The sequence below is a fragment of the Enterobacteriaceae endosymbiont of Donacia cincticornis genome, from assembly GCF_012568845.1.
GTDB lineage: Bacteria > Pseudomonadota > Gammaproteobacteria > Enterobacterales > Enterobacteriaceae.
On sequence record NZ_CP046194.1, the window covers coordinates 126,385 to 149,108 of the forward strand.

Sequence of the window (22,724 nt, forward strand, 5' to 3'; positions counted from 1 at the left end):
TAAAGTAAAAATAGATATTTCTACCAATATTAAAATTCTTATTCCATCTTTAAGAGATGAATCAGATAAAGATGGAATAAGAATTTTAATATTGGTAGAAATATCTATTTTTACTTTAATTAAAATTCTTATTCCATCTTTATCTGATTCATCTCTTAAAGTTTTAATTCCCTGGATCTGTTTTTCTTTTACTAATAAAGCTATTTTTTTTATTAATTTAGCTTTATTTACTTGATAAGGTAATTCATAGATTATGATAGTTTTATAATTCTTTTTTTGATTTTTAATAACTTTAGTACGTCCTCTAAGAAAAATTTTTCCTTTACCTGTAGAATAAGCATTTTTAATACCATTAATACCATAAATAATACCTGATGTAGGAAAATCTGGTCCTGGAATATAATTCATTAATTCTTTTATAGAAATTTTATTATTATTTATATAAGCTAAACATCCATTAATAACTTCAGTAAGATTATGTGGAGGTATATTAGTTGTCATACCTACAGCTATTCCTGATGATCCATTTATTAACAAATTAGGTATTTTAGTAGGCATTATTTCAGGAATTTTTTCTGTCCCATCATAATTAAATACATAATTAACTGTATTTTTTTCTAAATCGTTAGTAATTTCTTGAGATATTTTAGCCATTTTAATTTCTGTATAACGCATAGCAGCAGCTGAATCTCCATCAATAGATCCAAAATTTCCTTGTCCTTTAATTAAAGGATATCTTAATGAAAATGATTGAACTAATCTTACGATTGTATCATATACTGCATTATCACCATGTGGATGATATTTTCCTATAACATCTCCTACTATTCTAGCCGATTTTTTGTAAGATTTATTCCATGTATTACCTAATATATACATAGCGTATAATATACGTCTATGTACTGGTTTTAATCCATCTCTTACATCAGGTAAAGCTCTTCCTACTATAACTGACATTGCATAATCTAAATAAGAATTTTTTAATTCTTCTTCAATATTAATTAATTTTATTTCTTTAGCAAAAGAATTCATGTAAATAAATATCCTTTAAACTTTAATTAAATTAATTTTTTAATTATAAAACTAATAGAATTTATATTTATTTAAACCTAACTTTTATAAAAATTTAGTTTAAAGTATTATGATTTTCTAATTGTTTAATTTTTTTTTTTGCTTGATTAATAACTTCTTTTGGAATTCCAGCTAAAGATGCTACAAATAAACCATAATTTTTATTTATTGATCCATTTTTAATTTTATGTAAAAAAACAATAGAATTATTTAATTCTACTGCATTAAAATATACATTTTTAATACATTTGTTTGTATTTTTTAAAGTAGTTAGTTCAATATAATTAGTAGCAAATAAAGTAAGTGATTTAATTTTTTTCGCCATATTTTCTGCACAAGCCCATGCAATTGCTAAACCATCGTGTGTTGAGGTTCCTCTTCCTACTTCATCCATTAAAACTAAACTTTTAGTTGTTGCATTTCTTAAAATATTTGCTGTTTCTATCATTTCTACCATAAAAGTAGATAATCCGGAAGAAATATCATCAGTTGATCCTATTCTAGTAAAGATTCTATCTATTGGTCCTATAATAGCTTTATCTGCTGGAACATAACTTCCTATATAAGTCATCAAAATAATTAATGCAATTTGTCTCATGTATGTACTTTTACCTCCCATATTTGGTCCTGTTATTATTAACATACGTTTTTTTTCTGTTAAAAATATATTATTGGGTATAAATGGTAATTTTTTAATATTTTCTACAACAGGATGTCTTGAATTAATTAAAGATATTCCTATTTTTTTATTGATGATAGGACAAGTATAATTTAATGTTAAAGCACGTTCAGCTAAATTACATAATACATCTAGTTCTGATAAATATAATGATAATTTTTGTAAATTACTTAAAAAAGGATTTATATAATAAAATAATTCATTATATAAAGTTTTTTCTAAATTCAATAATTTTTCTTTAGAATAAAAAATATCTTTTTGATATTTTTGTAATTCTGGTATTGTATATCTATTACAATTTTTTAAAGTTTGAATTTGAATGTATTTATTTGGTATATTTAATTTATAATTTTTATTAATTTGAATGTAATATCCATGAATTGTATTAAAACCTATTTTTAATTTTTCTAATTTTAATAAAATTCGTTCTTTTTTTTCTAAAAAAAATAAATATTTTTTGGAATCTTTTGAAAATTTTCTTAATTTATCTAATAAGGGATTATATCCGGTAGCTATCACATTACCATCTTTTAAAGATAATGAAGGGTTTTTTTTTATTGATTTTATTAATAATTCTTTTAATTTAGTAAATAATCCTAAATTTAAAATTTTTAATTTTATTTCACAAATATCTACAATGTTTAATATTTTATGAATTTGAGGTAAATAAATTAGTGTATTTCTTAAAGAAACTAAATCATTTGGTTTAGCTGTTTTTAATGATAATCTAGCAATAATTCTTTCAATATCATTAATTTTTAATAATTTTTTTTTAAATTTTAAATAGTGTTTTTGTAAAATAGATATATTTTTTTGTCTATTTAAAATAATTTTTATATTTCTTATAGGGTTATTTAACCATCGTTTTAATAAACGGCTACCCATACTAGTTGTAGTATGATCTAATACTTTAATTAAAGTATTATTATTATTACCAGAAATACTATTAATAATTTCTAAATTTTTACGAGTATTTGCATCTAAAATAATATCATTACTATGGTTTTCTAAATAAATATTATTAATATGAGGTAAATATGCTTTTTGAGTATCTTGAACATATTGAAGTAAACAACCTGCTGCTTTTATAGCTATCAACGAGTTTTCGATACCAAAACTTTTTAAATTTTTAGTTCCAAACTGCATATTTAATTTTTGTATAGATGTATTTGTATCAAATTCCCATAATGGTCTACATTGAGTAAATTTTATTTTTTTTATTAAACCCATATTATTAAAATTTTTTGGATATAATAGTTCTGTAGGATTTGTTCTTTGTAGTTCTCCTTCAATTATGTTAATATCCTTATTTTCTATAATTCTGAAATCACCAGAACTAATATTTAATGTTGCATAACCAAATCCTAATTTTACATCTTGATAAATAGCAGCTAATAAATTATCAACATAATCATTTAATAAAATATCATCACTAACTGTTCCAGGTGTAATAATACGAACTATTTTCCTATCCAAAATTTTTTTTTTATATAATAAATTTTTATTTTCTATTTGTTCACAAATAGCTATTGATTCACCTAATTTAATTAATTTAGATAAATAATTTTCAACTTTATTAACTGGGATGCCTGCCATAGGAATAGATTTCCCATTAATTTTACCTCTTTTAGTTAATACAATATTTAATAATTTAGATGCTTTTTTAGCATCTTGAAAAAACATTTCATAAAAATCTCCTAATCTATAAAACAAAATAATATTAGGATATTGTTTTTTTATTTTTAAATATTGTTTTATCATAGGTGTCATATTTTATATTTATGATTTTTAAAAAATATTAGTTACTCATTTTTAAATTTTAATTTATACAAAAGATTTTTTATATAAATAATGAAATTTATATTTATATGTAAAAGTTATTATTTATCATCATCATCATTACTAATCATACGTAATATTATAAAAAACAGATTAATAAAATCTAAATATAACATAAGTGCACCTAAAATAGCATATCTTCTTAAATTATTTTGATCATGTTCATTTAAACTAATTTTTTTTGCAATATTTTTAAGTTTTTGAGTATCATAAGCTATAATTAATGTAAAAAAAATTACACCAAGATAATTTACTATAGATGTTATTAAACTATTTTGTAACCATAAATTTATAAAAGAAGCAACTAATGTACCAATAATTCCCATAATAATTATATTACCTAAATTAGTTAAATCTTTTTTAGTAACAAAACCCCAAATACACATAATTAAAAAAGTTAATGATGTAGTAATAAATGTTGTAAAAATAGCATTTTGATTATATACAGAAAATATTCCAGCCGTTGTAAATCCTGTTAAACAAGAATAAAACATAAATAATGTAGTTAATGTTTTTCCAGATAATTGATTTATCAAACTAGAAATGATAAAAACTAATATAAATTGTATAAAACAAATACTTAATAAAAAATATTTATTATTTAATAAATAATTTGTAATCTGTACAGTATTAGATATATACCAAGCAATAAATGCAGTCAAAAATAAGCCACAAGACATCCATCCATATACTTTACGAAAATACTTTTGTATATAATAACGTTTTTCTTTCTTTAATAAAGTAGTACTTTTAAAATTTGGATATTCTATCATAAATATTACCTTTTAAAAATTTAACCAAATTTTTAAATAAATATTAATTTATATTAAAAATATTTTAATTATAAATCGCTATATTATAATATATAATACATTAATTATACAATATTTAATTAAATTAAATGTCATATAATGAGTCATATTCCAGTTTTACTAAAAGAATCTATTAATAGTTTAAATATTAAAAAAAATGGAACATATATAGATGCAACATATGGTTGTGGAGGACATACAAAATTAATTTTATCTAAATTAAATAATCAAGGAAAAATTTATGCAATAGATCGTGATAGAAAAACATTATTAAAATATCAAATTTTAGATAAAAGAATTATTTATATTAATGATAATTTTTCAAATTTACAAAAATTATTTAATAATAAAAGAGGTATAATAGATGGTATTTTATTTGATTTAGGTATTTCTTCATTTCAATTAGATAATCCTAAAAGAGGATTTTCTTACATGTTGAACGGTCCATTAGATATGCGTATAAATCAAAATGAAAAAATTACTGCTTATGATTTACTAAAAAATATAAATGTAAAAAAATTGTCAGAAATATTAAAAATATATGGTGAAGAAAAATTTCATAAAAAAATAGCATATAATATTAAAAAATATATATCTAATAATAAATTAAATAATACACATGATTTATCTTCAATAATATCTATAGTTAGTAAAAGAAATAAATTTAAACATCCAGCAAAAAGATCTTTTCAAGCTATAAGAATTTTTTTAAATAAAGAAATAGAAGAATTAAAAAAAGGATTAGATATTTCATTAAAACTCTTAAAAACAGGAGGAATTATGTCAATAATTAGTTTTCATTCTTTAGAAGATAGAATTATAAAATTATTTATGAAAAAACATAGTTCTTATCAAAATCAAATTAATAAATTACCTTTAACAGATAAACAAATGAATATTTTTTATTCTAGAAATAAAAAATTAACATTAAAAATTATTGGTAAAATTTTCCCTAAAAAAAATGAAATTTTAAAAAATTTAAGATCTAGAAGTGCAATATTACGTATTGCACAAAAAATATAAAAAATAGCAGTTTTATATAGATATATATAAATTACTTTATATTAAGGGTTTATCATTGAGTCAATCTTTGTTTAGCTTAAAAAAATTATTAAATAATTATATTCAAAATAATTTAATAAAAAATATTTTAATAAATAAAATTGTTTTAGATAGTAGAAAAATTAAGGGTAAAAATTGTTTATTTATAGCGGTTAAAGGAGATAAATATGATGGTAAAAATTTTATAAAACAGGCCCTCTCAAAAAAAGTTGTAGCAATATTAACATATTCTGATGAAAAAATATTACCTTATACTATACAAATTAAAAAAAATATACCCATTATTTATTTACCAAATTTACGTAAACAAATTTCATATATTGCAGGTAGATTATATAATCATCCAAGTAAAAAAATTCCTATAATAGGTATTACTGGTACTAATGGGAAAACAAGTATAACACATTTTTTAATGCAATGGTTTAAATTATTAGGTTATAAACCAGCTATTTTAAGTACTATAGGAAATGGTTTTTATAAAAATTTAATTAGAACAAATAATACAACTGATTCTGCTGTAGAAATACAATCTACATTAAAAAAATTTATAGATAAAAAAGCAAATATTGTTATTATGGAGGTTTCATCACATGGATTAAATCAATTTAGAGTAGCTAATATAATATTTTCTATTGGCATTTTTACAAATTTAACAAGAGATCATTTAGATTATCATATTAATATGAAAAATTATGAATTATCTAAATGGAAATTTTTTTCTACTCATAAGGTAGAAAAAAAAATTATAAATATCGATGATAATATAGGATTAAAATGGTGTAAAAAATTATCTAATGTTACAGTTATTACAACTAAATTAAAAAATTTATTATATAAATCAAATTTTTATATATATATAAAAAAAATAATTTATTTATCTAACCATACTATTATTAAATTTAATTCTATTTGGGGTAACGGAAAAATAAAAATAAATTTGATTGGATATTTTAACGTAATAAATATTATATTATGTATGGCTACATTATTAAATTTAAATTTTCCTTTAAAAAAATTAATAAAAACAGCTTCAAAAATATTTCCTATTCAAGGAAGAATGCAAAAAATTTTTTTTAAAAAAAAATATACCAATATAATAATTGATTATGCTCATACTCCTGATGCACTTAAAAATGTATTATTAACTCTTAAATTAAATACTAAAGGTAAAATATGGTGTATTTTTGGATGTGGAGGCGAAAGAGATATAGGGAAAAGATCAATGATGGGATATATAGCTACAAAATATGCTAATGTTATAATTTTAACTACTGATAATCCTAGAAAAGAAAATATTAATAATATTATAGATGACATAAAAAAAGGATGTATTACATTAAAAAATGTTCATATTATTTTAAATAGAAGAAGAGCTATTTCTTATGCTATATCTCATGCAGTAAAAATAGATACTATTTTAGTAGCAGGTAAAGGACATGAAAATTATCAAATTATAGGAAATAAAATTTTTGATTATTCAGATTTTAATGTAATTCAAAAAATATTAAAAAATATAAAATGAATAAATTAATTAGTTTAAAAAAATTATCACAAATAGTACATGGTAAATTAATTGGTAATGATATTAAAATATTAAATTTTTCTATAAGTAGTAAAAAAATTAAACAACATTGTATTTTTATTGCTATTTGTGGTAATAAATTTGATGGACATTATTTTATTAATGATGCCATTAAAAATGGGGCATTAGCTATTTTAGTAAATAGATATATCAATATTAATATTCCTCAAATTATTGTAATAGATACTACTATAGGATTAGCTCAAATAAGTTTATGGAAAAGAATGAAATTTAAAAATAATGTAATTGGTATTACTGGATCATCAGGTAAAACATCAGTTAAAGAAATGACTGTATCTATTTTAAAAAATAAAGATAAAACAATTTTTACTAAAAAAAATATGAATAACCATATCGGTGTCCCTTTAACTTTATTAAGATTAAAAAATCAATATAAATATGCTGTAATTGAAATTGGAGGAAATCAAATTAATGATATTTCCTATATTACTAATTTGGTAAAACCTGATATTGCATTAATTAATAATATATCAGAAGCACATTTAGAAGGTTTTAAATCTTTAAAAAATATTATTAAAAATAAAAGTGATATTTTCAAATATTTAAAAAAAAAAGGAACTGCAATTATTAATTATGATGATAAAAATCAAAAAAATATCTTTGAAAAATTAAGTAATGATAAGAACATTTTAACTTTTTCTTTACAAAATAATAAAGCAAATTTCTTTGCTAAAAATATAATAATATTACCTAATCGAATTAAATTTTTATTAATTTCACCTATAGGTGAAATATTAATTAAGTTATTCCTTATAGGAGGCGGAAAACATAATATTAATAATGCATTAGCATCAGCAGCATTATCATTTTCTGTAGGAGCAACTTTAGAAGATATAGCAAATGGATTAAAAAAATTTAAATCTATTAAAGGAAGAATGTATCCTATTATTATTGATCGCAATAAACTTATTATAAATGATGCATATAATGCTAATCCAAATTCAGTAAACATAGCTATTAATATTTTAAAAAATTTTTCTGGTAAAAAATTTTTAGTTATTGGAGATATGTTAGAATTAGGTATTTATAGTATTTTTTATCATAAAAAAATAAAAGAACTAACTTTAAATTCTAATATAGATTATATCTTCAGTATTGGTAATTATAGTTATTTTTCTACTAAAGATAATATAAAAGCACAACATTTTTTTAAAAAAAAATTACTAATAGATAAATTATTTTTAATGATTAAAAATCTTGATCATTATACTATTTTATTTAAAGGATCTCGTAAAAATAAAATAGAAATATTAATTAAAATGTTATTGGAGAAATTAAAATGTTAATAATAATATTTACATATTTTAAAAATTATTTAAAATATGTAAATTTTTTTTTAATAAATTTTAAAATACGTTCTATAATGACATTTATAACATCATTTAATATTACATTTTTTTTAATTCCAATTTTTATTAAGTATTTTTATAAAAAAAAAATTTCTCAAGTAATTAGGGAAAATGGACCAATTACACATTTTGTTAAAAAAAAAACTCCTACTATGGGAGGAATAATTATATTATTATCTATTTTTATTTCTGTAATATTTTGGTCAGATTTATCTAATAAATATATTTTATATATATTGTTTATAACATTTTTATATTTTATAATTGGTTTGATAGATGATTTTTATAAAATTATTTTAAAAAATTCAATAGGATTAACTGCTTATAAAAAATTATTTTTACAATTGATTACTAATATTTTTTTTACATTATTTATGTTTATAAATAATAAAAAAGAATTATATATAAGATTTATTATACCTTTTACACATAAAATTATTAAATATAATTTAAATATTATTTTGTATATAATAATATATTCTTTCATTATAATAATAATTAGTAATTCTGTAAATTTAACTGATGGATTAGATGGTTTAGCAATTATGCCTGTTATTTTTGTTTCTTTAGGTTTAACTTGTTTATCTTATTGTACAGGAAATATATATTTTTCTACATATTTTAATTTTGTTTATATAAAAAATTCTAAAGAACTAATAATTATTTGTTTATCTATAATTGGTTCTGGATTAGCATTTTTATGGTATAATACTTATCCTGCAAAGATTTTTATGGGAGATGTAGGTTCACTATCTTTAGGTTGTATGATTTCAATGATAGCAATTCTTATAAAACAAGAATTTTTATTTTTTATTATGTGTGGTATATTTGTTATTGAATCTTTTTCAGTTATTATCCAATGCATAAAATTTAGATATACTAAAAAAAGATTTTTTTTAATGGCTCCTCTACATCATCATTATGAATTAAAAGGGATCCCAGAACCTTGTATTATTACTAGATTTTGGATTGTTTCATTAATATTAATATTACTTACTTTTATGATAATATAATATTTAATAGTATAAAAAATGAATAAAAAAATACTTATTATAGGTTTAGGTATAACAGGTTTATCTTGTTTAAATTTTTTTTTAAAAAAAAAAATTATCCCATTTGTTATGGATAAACGTAAAGATCGTAAATTAATAAAAAAAATACCTTTATATGTACCATATTATCTTGGTTCTTTAAATAAGAATTGGATACTTAGTTCTCAACTAATTATTTTAAGTCCTGGTATATCAATATTTAATCATTTTATATTAGAAGCTCAAAAAAAAAATATTGAAATTATAGGAGACATAGAATTATTTGCTCGTTATAATACTACTCCTTTAATAGCCGTAACAGGTACAAATGGAAAAAGTACTGTAACTAATATGATTGCTCATATCATGAAAAAAAATAATTTCCGGGTTAGTGTAGGAGGTAATAATGGTTACCCAGTAATGAATTTATTATCTTTTAAAAGAGATTTTTATATTTTAGAAATATCTAGTTTCCAATTAGAAACAATTAAAAAATTAAATATATATATTGCTATAATTCTAAATATTTCACAAGATCATATGGATAGATATCCTTTAGGTATAGAACAATATCGTGATTTTAAATTACGTATTTATAAAAATGCTAATATTTGCATATATAATGCTGATGACATATTATGTCATCCTAAAAAATTTTATAATGGGAAAAAATATATTACATTTGGTAAAATTTTAGGTAAATATAATTTATCTTTTGATAAAGAACAAGTTTATTTAAAAATAAATAATAAAAAAATATTTAATTTTAATAAAACTAAATTAGTTGGTATCCATAATTATTTAAATTCTTTAGCTGTATTAGCTGTTATAGATATATTAAAAATTTCTAAAAAAAATTTTTTTAAAGAAATTAATAATTATAAAAATATGGATCATACGTTACAAATAATTCATAAAGAAAATGGGGTAATCTGGATTAATGATTCAAAATCAACTAATGTTAATAGTACAAAAGCTGCTTTAGAATATTTACATAAAAAAAAAAGGATTTGGTTATTTTTAGGAGGTTATGACAAACATTGTAATTTATATTTATTACAAAAATACTTACAGAAAAAAGATAATATAAAAATTATTTGTTTTGGTAAATCAAGTAAAAAAATACTATCTATTGATAGTAGAGCAATAATAGTTAAGACAATATATGAAGGAATAAAAAAAATTATTAAATTGATAAAATTTGGAGATATTGTATTATTATCTCCAGCATGTTCTAGTATTGATCAATTTAAAAATTTCAAGCATCGTGGAAATGAATTTATTAAATTAGTAAAAAAAATACATAAGTGTAATAATTTTATAAAAAAATTATAATTTTAGATATTTTATATATTAAATTTTAATAAAATGAAAAAAAAAATTCTTATAGTAGCTGGAGGTACTGGAGGACATATTAATCCAGCTTTAAATATAGCATATATCTTAAAAAAAAATGGTTGGGAAGTACGTTGGTTAGGAACTAATTCTAGAATGGAAGCACAAATTATTCCTAAAAAAAACATACGTATTTATTTAATAAAATTTTATAGATTTAAAAAAAAAAACATTTTCTCTATTATTTTTACTGTTATTAAATTAATAATATCAACTTATAAATCTATTTTAATTTATAAAAAATATAAACCACATATAATATTAACAATGGGTAGTTATATTTCTGGACCTAGTGGATTAGCTGCATGGTTATGCCGTATACCTTTAGTAATACATGAACAAAATAGTGTTCCAGGTATCACAAATAAAATATTATATAAAATAGCAACTAAAGTTATGCAAGCATATCCTAATACATTTACTAATGCTATATTAGTAGGTAATCCTTTAGATAAAAAAATTATTAAATTATCTTTATATAAAAGAAAGATTTTTAAAATTCATAAACCAATTCATTTATTAATAACAGGAGGAAGTCAAGGTGCATATATAATAAATAAAATAGGTATAAAATTAGCTAAAATTTTAAAAAATAAAATATTTATCCTCCATCAAGTAGGTAAAAATAATTCTAAAAAAATATTTCATGAATATAAAAAATATAATATTACTAATAATATTATTATAAAAGAATATATACAAGATATTTATAAAGCATATGAATGGGCTGATATAATAATATGTAGATCTGGGGCGATGACTGTTAGTGAAATTAGCGCAATAGGAATACCTGCTATTTTCATACCTTTTCAACATAAAGATAGACAACAATACTTTAATGCAATACATTTACAAAAGATAGGAATAGCTAAAATTTTTGAACAAAAAAATATTAATTATAATAAAATTGCCAATTTAATATTAAATCTTAACAAAAATAAAATTATAAATTTGATAAATCAATCTTGTGATTTATCTATAATTAATTCTACAGAATTAATTTATGATGAATTAAATAAAATCAAAATTAATTAATATTAAATAAAATAAAAATATGTCTAATATAATAAATATTAAAAAAATACCAAAAATGAAAAATATTAACCATATACATTTAATTGGTATTGGAGGTTCTGGGATGGGAGGAATTGCAAAAATTCTAATAAAACAGGGATACAAAGTTAGTGGTTCCGATTTAATTTATAATTTTATTACAAAAAATTTAATTTCATTAGGTATTAATATTTATTTTAAACATGAAATTAAAAATATTACAAATAATATAGATCTTATTGTTAAATCTAATGCTATTAAAAATAATAATCCAGAATTAATTATTGCAAAAAAATTAAATATTACTATAATTAGTAGATTACAAATGTTAGCAGAATTAATGAAATTTTATTATAAAATTACTGTTACGGGTACTCATGGTAAAACTACAACTACAGCAATGATTTACGAAATATACAAATTATCTGGATTAGATCCTACATTTATAAATGGAGGTATTTTAAAATCTTCTAAAGAATATGCTTATTTAGGTTCTAGTAAATATTTTATTACAGAAGTAGATGAAAGTGATAAATCATTTCTATGTTTAGAACCTACCATTAATATATTAACAAATATTGAAAATGAACATTTAAATTTTTATAAAAATAATATAAAAATTTTAAAAAAAACTTTTCTAAAATTTTTAAAAAAAATACCATTTTATGGTTGTATAATTATTTGTATAGATAATATTAATAATTATAATCTAATAAAACATAATAAACTTTATATTAAAAAAAATATTATTACATATGGTTTTCATAAAAATGCAGATATACAAGTATATAATTATAAACAAAATGGTTATAAAAGTCAATTTTATATATTAGAAAAAAAAACATATTTATCTTTCAAAATTAACTTAAGTATTCCTGGTTATCATAATGCATTAAATGCAACAGCAGCATATGCTGCTGCAAAATTTAATGGTTTAAATAATAAAATTATTTTAAAATCATTAAAAAATTTTCATGGAATTATAAGAAGATTTGATATTTTAGGTACAATTTATCCTCAAAAAAAAATAGGATATCAATACAATATAATTATTATTAATGATTATGGACATCATCCTACTGAAATAGATATGACTATAAATACAGCACGTAAAGTATGGCCAAATAGAAATTTGATAATGGTTTTTCAACCTCATCGTTATTCAAGAACTAAAAATTTATTAGATTATTTTATTAAAATATTATCTAAAGTTGATAAATTATTTTTATTAAAAGTTTATCCAGCAGGAGAAAATTTTATTAAAAATTCTGATAGTAAATATTTATCTAAAAAAATAAATGAATTAGGAATTATTATATCTAAATTTATAGATTTAACAGATTATTATAATGTTGCACGTTATATTTTTTCTAAATTAGAAGGGAATGAAATATTAATTTTTCAAGGAGCTGGTGATATTAATCATTTATCATCATTATTTATAAATAAAAAATTTCAAAACAAAAAATGTTAAACTAACAATTAAAAAATTTTAATAAGTTTTATTTTAAATATGTCTAATAAAATAGTTGTTTTATTTGGAGGTAATTCTCTAGAAAGAGAGATATCTTTAAAATCTGGCAAATCAATTTTAAATATTTTAAAAAAATCGGGAATTAATGTAATTGGAATAGATCCTAATACTTTTCCATTATTATATTTAAAAAAATTTAATTTTAAAAAAGCTTTCATAGCTTTACATGGTAAAGGAGGTGAAGACGGAACCATACAAGGAATATTAGAATATTTAAATATTCCTTATACCGGAAGTGGAGTATTATCATCAGCAATAACTATAAATAAATTTTTAACGAAAATTATTTGGAAAGAACATGGATTACCTATTATTTATCCACATTTATTACTAAATAAAAAAGATTTTATTAAAAAAAATTATTTAATAATAGAAAAAAAAATTTTACAAATAAAATTTCCTATTATTATTAAACCAAATTGTAGTGGATCTAGTTTAGGTGTTTTTAAAGTTAATCATAAAGATGATTTATTTCATACATTAGAAAAATCATTTGTATATGATAATAATATTTTAATTGAAAAATATTTAAAAGGAATAGAATATACTATAGGAGTTTTAAATAATAAAATATTACCTCCAATAAAAATTGGATATTCAAATATTTTTTATGATTACCAATCTAAATATTATTCAAATAATACTGAATATTTTTGTCCTAGTGGTTTAAATAAAAATAAGGAAAAAGAATTAGAAAATATAATTTTAAAAGCTTGGAAAGTTTTAAATTGTAAAATATGGGGAAGAATTGATGTTATTTTAGATGAAAATAAAAATTTTCAATTATTAGAAATAAATACTATTCCAGGAATGACACCCAAAAGTTTATATCCTATAGCAGCAAGAAAAGCAGGATTATCTTTCTATGATTTAATTATGAAAATTTTATTTTTAACTAAATAATTTTTATGTACAATATTTTATATTTAATTATTTGCGATTTTAATAAATCTTTCTATTGTTAAACGTAATTTTATTGAACTTTTTTTTGTAACATGAAGTAATAAATTAGCACTAAATTTACTTAATTTATTTTTTTTAATTTTTTTCTTTTTTTTAAAAATATTTTTTGTAAAAATAGGATTAATTTTAATATCTATCCTTCTTAAGGAAGGAATAGCATATTTTTTTATATAAAATAAAATATTTGATTTTTCAGATAAAAATCTGATCATAGAACTAGCATTATTTGTTTCTATAATTAAAATATTATTCTTTATATTTTTAATATTGTACCAATTATGTAATTGTATTGGTAAATATTTTTTGATAATTTTATCAATTTTTATTAGAATATTTGTATGTATATATATTTTATATAATATTTTTGTATAAGAAGAATAATATTTTTGTTGAAAAAGTTTATTGATTAATAATAATTTATTATTACGCATATTTTTTTTATCTATCTAATTTTTTTAATAAAAGGAATTATAAACATTTTTTATATTCAATTAAAATACATAATAAATAATATTTATAATTATACAATCATCTTTTTTATTAAGAGTATTTATATGTTAAAAAAAATTTTTACCAAAATTTTTGGTAGTAATAATGATAATGTTTTAAAACATATTCAAAAAATAGTTACTACTATTAATAGTATGGAAAAAGAATTTGAAAAATTAACTAATTTCGAATTACAAAATAAAACTATTTTTTTTAAAAAAAAATTACAAAGTAATTCTACTTTAGAAAGTATTCTCCCAGAAGCTTTTGCAACAGTTAGAGAAGCTAGTAAAAGAATATTTAATATGCGTCATTTTGATGTTCAATTAATTGGAGGTATTGTATTAAATAATAATTGTATAGCAGAAATGAAAACTGGTGAAGGAAAAACATTAACATCTACATTACCAGCTTATTTAAATGCTTTAACTAATAAAGGAATTCATATTGTTACTGTAAATGATTATTTAGCACAACGTGATGCTCAAAATAATAAAATATTGTTTAATTTTTTAAAATTAACTGTAGGTATTAACATATCTAATATGTCATTAAAAGAAAAAAAAAATGCATATAAAGCAGATATTACATATGGAACTAATAATGAATTTGGATTTGATTTTTTAAGAGATAATATGGTTTTTAATCATGATAATAAAGTACAACGCGGTTTAAATTATGCTATTATAGATGAAGTTGATTCAATATTAATTGATGAAGCTCGAACACCTTTAATTATATCAGGACCTACTGAAGATAGTTCACAATTATATATTAAAATAAATCAGATTATTCCTACATTAATATATCAAAAACAAGAAGATTCTAATTATTATACAGGTAAAGGACATTTTTTTATAGATGATAAATCTCGTCAAGTTTATTTAACAGAAAGAGGTTTAATTTATTTAGAAAAAGTTTTAATAAAAGAAAAAATTATAGATACAAATGAATCTTTATATTCTAATAATAATATAATTATTTTACATCATATTATTGCTGCATTAAGAGCACATAAAATTTTTAAAAAAAATGTAGATTATATACTAAAAAATAATAAAATTATTATAGTAGATGAACATACTGGAAGATTAATGGAAGGTAGAAGATGGTCAGAAGGATTACATCAAGCAATAGAAGCAAAAGAAAATGTTAAAATTAATAATGAGAATCAAACTCTTGCATCTATTACATTTCAAAATTATTTCAGACTATATAAAAAATTATCTGGAATGACTGGTACTGCTAGTACAGAATCTTTTGAATTTAAAGAAATATATAAATTAGATACAATAATAGTACCAACCAATAAAACAATGATTAGAAAAGATCTTCCAGATCTAATTTTTTTAACTAAAAAAGAAAAGATAAATGCAATTATTAATGATATCAAAGAAAAAAATTTAAAAGGTCAACCAATATTAGTTGGTACTATTTCTATAAAAAAATCAGAATTAATATCTAAAAAATTAAAACAAATAGGTATAAAACATAATATTTTAAATGCTAAATTTCATGAAAAAGAAGCAGAAATTATTGCACAAGCAGGAACAAAAAAAGCAGTAACAATTGCAACTAATATGGCAGGTAGAGGAACAGATATTGTTTTAGGTGGTAATTTTATAATACATAAAAAATTTAGTTTAAATGAAATTAAAAAATTAAAATCAGAATGGCAAATAAAACATAATGAAATTATAAAATTAGGAGGATTATATGTAATTGGTACTGAACGTCATGAATCAAGAAGAATAGATAATCAATTAAGAGGTCGTTCAGGAAGACAAGGAGATCCTGGCATGTCTAGATTTTACTTATCAATGGAAGATTCTTTAATACGTATTTTTGCACCTAAAAATATGTCATTTTTAATGAGTAAATTAGGTATGCATACTAATGATTATATTGAACATCCTTGGATTAATAAAGCTATATCTAATGCACAAAAAAAAGTAGAGAATTATAATTTTGAAATACGTAAACAATTAATTGAATATGATGATATTATTAATGATCAACGTTTAATTATATATTTACAAAGAAATACGTTATTAAAATCACTTAATTTTACTCAAATTATTAGAAATTTTAAAATTGATGTATTTACAAACATATTAAATAATTATGTAAAACTTAATTATATTATTTTAGAAAAATTAGAAACTTATTTCCAAAACATTTTTAATGTTAAATTACCAATTAAATTTTGGTATGATGAATACCAAGAAAAAAATAAAAAAATAATTAATAAAAATATTATTCTTAAAAAAATTATTAATTTTACAGAAAAAGAATATTTAAAAAAAATTTCTATGCTGGAAAAACAATATGTAAATATTTTTGAAAAAAATATTATTTTGCAAATTTTAGATAATCTATGGAAAGAACATCTTTCAGCTATAGAATATTTGAAACAAGGAATTCATTTAAGAAGTTATGCTCAAAAAGACCCAAAACAAGAATATAAACGTGAATCTTTTTCTATGTTTAATCAAATGTTATATAATTTTAAAAAAGAAGTACTTATTACTTTAAATAAAATAAATAATGAAGAAATTAAAAAAAATAATAACATTAATATGTTTTTAGAAAATAATACATTTGTAAATAATAGTTTAGAAAAAAATCATCTGATTATATTAAATAATAAAATAAATTTTTCTATAAATAGAAAAAATACATATATAAATAATATAAATTTTTTTAAAAGAAAAATAGGTAGGAATGAAAAATGTCCTTGTTGTTCAGGTAAAAAATATAAATTTTGTCATGGATTAATATATTAAAAACAATAGAGGGTATAAAAAATAAACTTATTTTTTATACCCTCTATTGTTTTTAAAATTTAATCTTATAAAAAAAATTTTTAATATTTTCTAAAAAATTTTTTATTTTAGGATTATTTTTATAACTAGAAAATTCATGAAAACTTTTATCTAATTGATATAAAATATCTTTTTGTTTTTGATTTAAATTAATTGGAGTTTCAATTACTATTTTACATAATAAATCACCAAGAATATTATTTCTTTTAATTGATCTTATTCCTTTATTACGTATCCTAAACATTTTTCCTGTTTGAGTCCCTTCAGGAATTGTTAGTTTTACATAACCATTTAATGTAGGTATCTTTATATTTCCTCCTAATGTAGCTATTATAAAACTAATAGGTAATTCACAATATAAATTGTTACCTTCTCTAATAAATAAATGATGTTTTTTAATTTTAATTTCTATGTATAAATCTCCAGAAATTCCATTTTGGCTTATTTCTCCTTCACCATTTAATCTAATACGATCTCCAGTATCAATTCCACTTGGTATTTTTACTGATAAAGTTTTATAAGATTCTAATTTACCTTTACCTTTACAATAAAAACAAGGATTTTTAATAAAATTACCTTGTCCATGACATCTAGGACAAGTTTGTTGTACAGTAAAAAAACCTTGACTCATATGTATTTGCCCATGACCATTACATGTATAACATTTTTGTAATGAACCTTGTTGTGCTCCTGTTCCATTACAATAATTACAACTTTTTAAAATAGGAATTTTAATTTTTTTTGTTATACCTGTAATTGCTTCTTCTAATGAAATTTCCATTAAATATTTTAAATCAGCACCTTTTTTAGTCTTTTTATTTGTTCTAGAATTACCAAATATATCTCCAAAAACATCTCCAAAAATATCACTAAAATCAGCTGTATTATTTATATGTTCTTGTTCAAAAGCAGCATGTCCATATTGATCATAAGCAGTTCTTTTTTTTGAATCACTTAAAACTTCATAAGCTTGTTTTATTTCTTTAAACTTATTCTCAGCATTTTTGTTTCCGGGATTACGATCTGGGTGAAATTTTATAGCTAAACGTTTATATGCTTTTTTAATTTCACGATCTTCAGCATTTTTGCTAATACCTAAAATATCATAATAATCTTTTTTTGCCATAATAAATATAATATCCTAATCCCATAATGTTATTAATACCGATTATTATTAATGAATAAACGGTATTAATAATATATTTAAATAATGTATTTACAAAATAATTATCTTTTTTTATCTTTTACTTCTTCAAACTCAGCATCTACAACTTCATTATTTTCATTTTCAGATTTCACATTATTATTTTCTTTTTTTACATTATTATTATTTTGAGTTATATTCATAATACTACTAGATAATTCAATTATTTTTTGCATTTTCTTTTGTATATTATCTTTATTTTCTGTTTTAAGAACTTGATTTAATTCATCAAGAGCATTTTTTATCATTAATTTATCTTCTTTTTTAATTTGATTATCTAATTCTTTAAGTTTTTTTTCAGTATTATGTATAAGTTGATCACCTTCATTACGAATTTTAACTAATTCTTCAAAAATACGATCAGATTCACTATTAACTTCTGCATCTCTAACCATTTTTTCAACTTCTTCTTTATTTAAACCTGATGATGCTTGTATAGTAATTTTTTGTTCTTTACCACTTTTTTTATCTTTTGCAGAAACATGAAGTATTCCATCTGCATCTATATCAAATGTTACTTCTATTTGGGGTATTCCTCTAGGAGCAGGGCTAATTCCATCTAAATTAAATTGTCCTAATGACTTATTATCATTAGCTTTTTTACGTTCTCCTTGTAAAACATGAATAGTAACAGAAGATTGATTATCTTCTGCTGTTGAAAATACTTGACTATGTTTTGTAGGTATGGTTGTATTTTTATTAATTAATGATGTCATCACACCACCCATAGTTTCTATTCCAAGAGATAATGGAGTTACATCTAATAATAAAACATCTTTTACATCACCAGCTAACACTCCCCCTTGTACAGCAGCACCAATAGCTACTGCTTCATCAGGATTAACATCTTTTCTTGGTTCTTTATTAAAAAAGGATGTAACTTTTTTTTGAACCATAGGCATACGAGTTTGTCCACCTACTAGAATAATATCATTAATATTTGAAACAGTTAGATTAGCATCTTTTAAAGCCATTTTAACTGGTTTAATTGATTGATCTACTAAATCTTCTACTAAAGATTCTAATTTAGCTCTTGTTAATTTAATATTTAAATGTTTTGGTCCTGAAGCATTTGCAGTAATATAAGGTAAATTTATATCAGTTTGTTGTGTAGAAGATAATTCAATTTTAGCTTTTTCAGCAGATTCTTTTAATCGCTGCATAGCTAATGGATCATTTTTTAAGTCTATTCCTTGATCTTTTTTAAATTCAGTTACTAAATAATTAATAATTCTACTATCAAAATCTTCTCCTCCTAAATGGGTATCTCCATTTGTTGATAATACTTCAAAAGTTTTTTCACCATCAACATCATCTATTTCAATAATAGAAATATCAAAAGTTCCTCCACCTAAATCATAAACTGCCACAATACGATTTCCTTTTCCTTTATCTAATCCATATGCTAATGCAGCAGCTGTAGGTTCATTAATAATTCTCTTTACTTCTAAACCTGCTATTTTACCTGCATCTTTTGTAGCTTGACGTTGAGCATCATTAAAATATGCAGGTACTGTAATAACAGCAGCATCTATTTTAACACCTAAAAAATCCTCAGCAGTTTTTTTCATTTTTTTTAAAACTTCAGCAGAAATTTGTGGTGGTGCCATTTTTTTTCCTTTAATGTCTATCCAGGCATCACCATTATCAGATTCTACAATTTTATATGGCATTATTTTAATATCACGTTGTACTTCTTCATCATTAAATTTTCTTCCTATCAATCTTTTAATAGCAAAAAGAGTATTTTTAGGATTAGTAATTGCTTGACGTTTTGCTGGTTGTCCTACTAAAATTTCTCCATCTTGTGTATAAGCAATTACAGATGGAGTAGTTCTATCTCCCTCTGCATTTTCTAAGACTCTAGGATCATTTCCGTCCATGACTGCTACACAAGAATTAGTAGTACCTAAATCAATACCTATTATTTTACTCATATTAAAATTTCCTATATATTTACTATTTAAAATACAAAATGTAATATACAAAAATATTAAATTTAATTTGTATAAATAAAAATCCCTAATGAAGAGGAAAATGGGGCCACATATTGTTGCATCAAGGGGGGAATTTTATTTTTTTAAAAAAAATTTTAAAATATTTTAAAATTTTTAAAATATTTTTACAATTATCTATTACAAAATTTCTATCAAATATTACTATATAATGTTATATAATAAAATTATTTAATAAATATATATTTTTACGTAATTTATTTATTATATATCATAATTTTGATTAAAATCAATATTTTAATTAAAATTATTTTAATATCTTATTAAAGGAAATAAAAATGGAATATATAACAGATAAAATAATTTTTCCAAATAAAATTCTATTAGATTGTATGGTAATACCTATATTTGAAACATATAAACTTTCTAAAATTACAGAAAATATAAATCAAATATCTAATAATTATATATTAAATATTTTAAAAGAAAATAATATAAAAGGTAAAATTAATCAAAATATTACTTTATATAATATTCCTAATATTTTATGTAAAAAAATTTTAATTGTTGGTTGTGGTATTAAAGATGAACTTAATAGATATAAAAATAAATTAGTTATTCATAATACTATTAATATCTTAAAAAAATTCTTTCTTAAAGAAATCTACTGGTATCTTACAGATGTAAAAATTAATAATCTTAATTTGTATTGGAATATAAGAGATACAATAGATACTATTGAACATGATACTTATCAATTTAAAAAATTTAAAAAAAATAAAAATTTTTTTAAAGCAAAAATAAAATTTATTATTAATAATACTAATAAAAATATTTATCATGTTGCTATTAAACATTCTAAAGCTATTAATTTAGGTATAAAAAAAGCAAAAGATTTAGCTAATTTACCACCAAATATATGTACTCCTAAATTTTTATCAAAAAAAGCAAAAAAATTAACAACAAAATATAAAAATATTTCTGTAAAAATTTTCGACAAAAAAGATCTCAAACAAATAGGTATGAATGCTTATTTAGCTGTAAGTAAAGGATCAAAAAATAAACCTTTTATGTCGATAATAGAATATCATAATAATGATTCACAACCTATAGTATTATTAGGTAAAGGCATTACTTTTGATTCAGGAGGATTATCTTTAAAACCTAGTACTAATATGAGCGAAATGAAATATGATATGTGTGGCGCAGCAGCAGTATATGGTACTATATGTACAATAGCTGAATTACAATTACCTATAAATATTATTGCTATTTTAGCTGGATGTGAAAATATGCCTGGTAATAATGCATATAGACCAGGTGATATTATAAAAACATTATCTGGTACTACTGTAGAAATCACAAATACAGATGCAGAAGGGCGTTTAGTTTTATGTGATATATTAACTTATATTAAAAAATATAATCCTAAATATGTTATTGATATAGCTACTTTAACAGGAGCGTGTGTTATTGCATTAGGAAATAATATAAGTGGTTTAATGTCTAATAATAAAATTTTATCTAATAAAATTATAAAAGCTTCATTAGAAACAAATGATCGTGTTTGGGAATTACCTATTGATGATATTGATTATATCAACCAATTAAAATCTAATTTTGCCAATTTAATTAATAGTAGTAGTAGTAATAGTGCAGGAGCAATTACTGCAGCTTGTTTTTTATCTAAATTTACTAATAAATATAATTGGGCTCATATAGATATAGCTGGTACAGCATGGTATTACATAAATAATAAAGCCATTGCTTCAGGAAGACCAATTAATATGTTAAGTCAATTTTTAATAAATCAAATATAATAATTATTAATTATCACATAAATTTTATTTATACAGGATA

The 22,724-nt window shown here is 20.5% G+C and carries 16 protein-coding genes; 10 read left to right on the forward strand and 6 right to left on the reverse strand.

The annotated features are described in order from the left end of the window. The 3 genes from GJT99_RS00665 to GJT99_RS00675 all read right to left on the reverse strand — a co-directional run. Window positions 1-1,032, reverse strand: a 1,032-nt coding sequence (locus GJT99_RS00665) for a DNA gyrase subunit A (RefSeq protein WP_281352070.1), incomplete at its 3' end; no start/stop codon positions are given. A 94-nt stretch (window positions 1,033-1,126) separates the two neighbouring features. Then, window positions 1,127-3,520, reverse strand: coding sequence for a DNA mismatch repair protein MutS (gene mutS / locus GJT99_RS00670; protein WP_168893807.1), 2,394 nt, complete (start codon window positions 3,518-3,520; stop codon window positions 1,127-1,129). A gap of 110 nt (window positions 3,521-3,630) precedes the next feature. Next, window positions 3,631-4,362: a Bax inhibitor-1/YccA family protein gene (locus GJT99_RS00675; protein ID WP_168893808.1), complete on the reverse strand. Its 732-nt coding sequence runs from the start codon at window positions 4,360-4,362 to the stop codon at window positions 3,631-3,633. 138 nt (window positions 4,363-4,500) lie between these two features. On the opposite strand from GJT99_RS00675, the gene rsmH reads away from it, so the two are divergent. From rsmH to GJT99_RS00715, 8 genes are read left to right on the forward strand one after another with little or no spacing between them, the layout of a single operon-like run. After that, entirely contained in the window at window positions 4,501-5,424 is a 924-nt protein-coding gene (gene rsmH / locus GJT99_RS00680; protein WP_168893809.1) for a 16S rRNA (cytosine(1402)-N(4))-methyltransferase RsmH, read from the forward strand. A 55-nt stretch (window positions 5,425-5,479) separates the two neighbouring features. Next, window positions 5,480-6,985 carry a UDP-N-acetylmuramoyl-L-alanyl-D-glutamate--2,6-diaminopimelate ligase gene (murE, locus tag GJT99_RS00685; RefSeq protein WP_246208909.1) on the forward strand — a complete coding sequence of 502 codons (1,506 nt, stop codon included), beginning with the start codon at window positions 5,480-5,482 and terminating at the stop codon, window positions 6,983-6,985. Then, window positions 6,982-8,352, forward strand: a complete 1,371-nt coding sequence (locus GJT99_RS00690) for a UDP-N-acetylmuramoyl-tripeptide--D-alanyl-D-alanine ligase (RefSeq protein ID WP_168893810.1) — start codon at window positions 6,982-6,984, stop codon at window positions 8,350-8,352. Before murE ends, GJT99_RS00690 begins: the two co-directional genes overlap by 4 nt. A gap of 5 nt (window positions 8,353-8,357) precedes the next feature. Next, window positions 8,358-9,428 carry a phospho-N-acetylmuramoyl-pentapeptide-transferase gene (gene mraY / locus GJT99_RS00695; protein WP_168894087.1) on the forward strand — a complete coding sequence of 357 codons (1,071 nt, stop codon included), beginning with the start codon at window positions 8,358-8,360 and terminating at the stop codon, window positions 9,426-9,428. An 18-nt stretch (window positions 9,429-9,446) separates the two neighbouring features. Further along, complete coding sequence (gene murD, locus GJT99_RS00700) at window positions 9,447-10,781, forward strand: UDP-N-acetylmuramoyl-L-alanine--D-glutamate ligase (protein WP_168893811.1); 1,335 nt, start codon at window positions 9,447-9,449, stop codon at window positions 10,779-10,781. Window positions 10,782-10,814: 33 nt separating this feature from the next. Beyond that, window positions 10,815-11,876, forward strand: coding sequence for an undecaprenyldiphospho-muramoylpentapeptide beta-N-acetylglucosaminyltransferase (gene murG, locus GJT99_RS00705; RefSeq protein ID WP_168893812.1), 1,062 nt, complete (start codon window positions 10,815-10,817; stop codon window positions 11,874-11,876). A gap of 19 nt (window positions 11,877-11,895) precedes the next feature. Further along, entirely contained in the window at window positions 11,896-13,368 is a 1,473-nt protein-coding gene (gene murC, locus GJT99_RS00710; RefSeq protein ID WP_168893813.1) for a UDP-N-acetylmuramate--L-alanine ligase, read from the forward strand. Between the two features lie 39 nt (window positions 13,369-13,407). Then, window positions 13,408-14,331 carry a D-alanine--D-alanine ligase gene (locus tag GJT99_RS00715; RefSeq protein ID WP_168893814.1) on the forward strand — a complete coding sequence of 308 codons (924 nt, stop codon included), beginning with the start codon at window positions 13,408-13,410 and terminating at the stop codon, window positions 14,329-14,331. 23 nt (window positions 14,332-14,354) lie between these two features. Here GJT99_RS00715 and GJT99_RS00720 read toward each other — a convergent pair whose 3' ends face one another. Continuing rightward, window positions 14,355-14,822, reverse strand: a complete 468-nt coding sequence (locus tag GJT99_RS00720) for a hypothetical protein (RefSeq protein ID WP_168893815.1) — start codon at window positions 14,820-14,822, stop codon at window positions 14,355-14,357. A gap of 123 nt (window positions 14,823-14,945) precedes the next feature. Between GJT99_RS00720 and secA the strand changes: the two genes are divergently transcribed. Continuing rightward, a complete protein-coding gene (gene secA / locus GJT99_RS00725; protein WP_168893816.1) occupies window positions 14,946-17,666 on the forward strand; it encodes a preprotein translocase subunit SecA in 2,721 nt (906 codons plus the stop codon). Between the two features lie 52 nt (window positions 17,667-17,718). Here secA and dnaJ read toward each other — a convergent pair whose 3' ends face one another. Next, a complete protein-coding gene (gene dnaJ / locus GJT99_RS00730) occupies window positions 17,719-18,831 on the reverse strand; it encodes a molecular chaperone DnaJ (protein WP_168893817.1) in 1,113 nt (370 codons plus the stop codon). Window positions 18,832-18,932: 101 nt separating this feature from the next. Then, window positions 18,933-20,846, reverse strand: coding sequence for a molecular chaperone DnaK (gene dnaK / locus GJT99_RS00735; protein ID WP_168893818.1), 1,914 nt, complete (start codon window positions 20,844-20,846; stop codon window positions 18,933-18,935). 356 nt (window positions 20,847-21,202) lie between these two features. Between dnaK and GJT99_RS00740 the strand changes: the two genes are divergently transcribed. Continuing rightward, complete coding sequence (locus tag GJT99_RS00740) at window positions 21,203-22,684, forward strand: leucyl aminopeptidase (protein WP_168893819.1); 1,482 nt, start codon at window positions 21,203-21,205, stop codon at window positions 22,682-22,684. The last annotated feature ends 40 nt before the right edge of the window (window positions 22,685-22,724 follow it).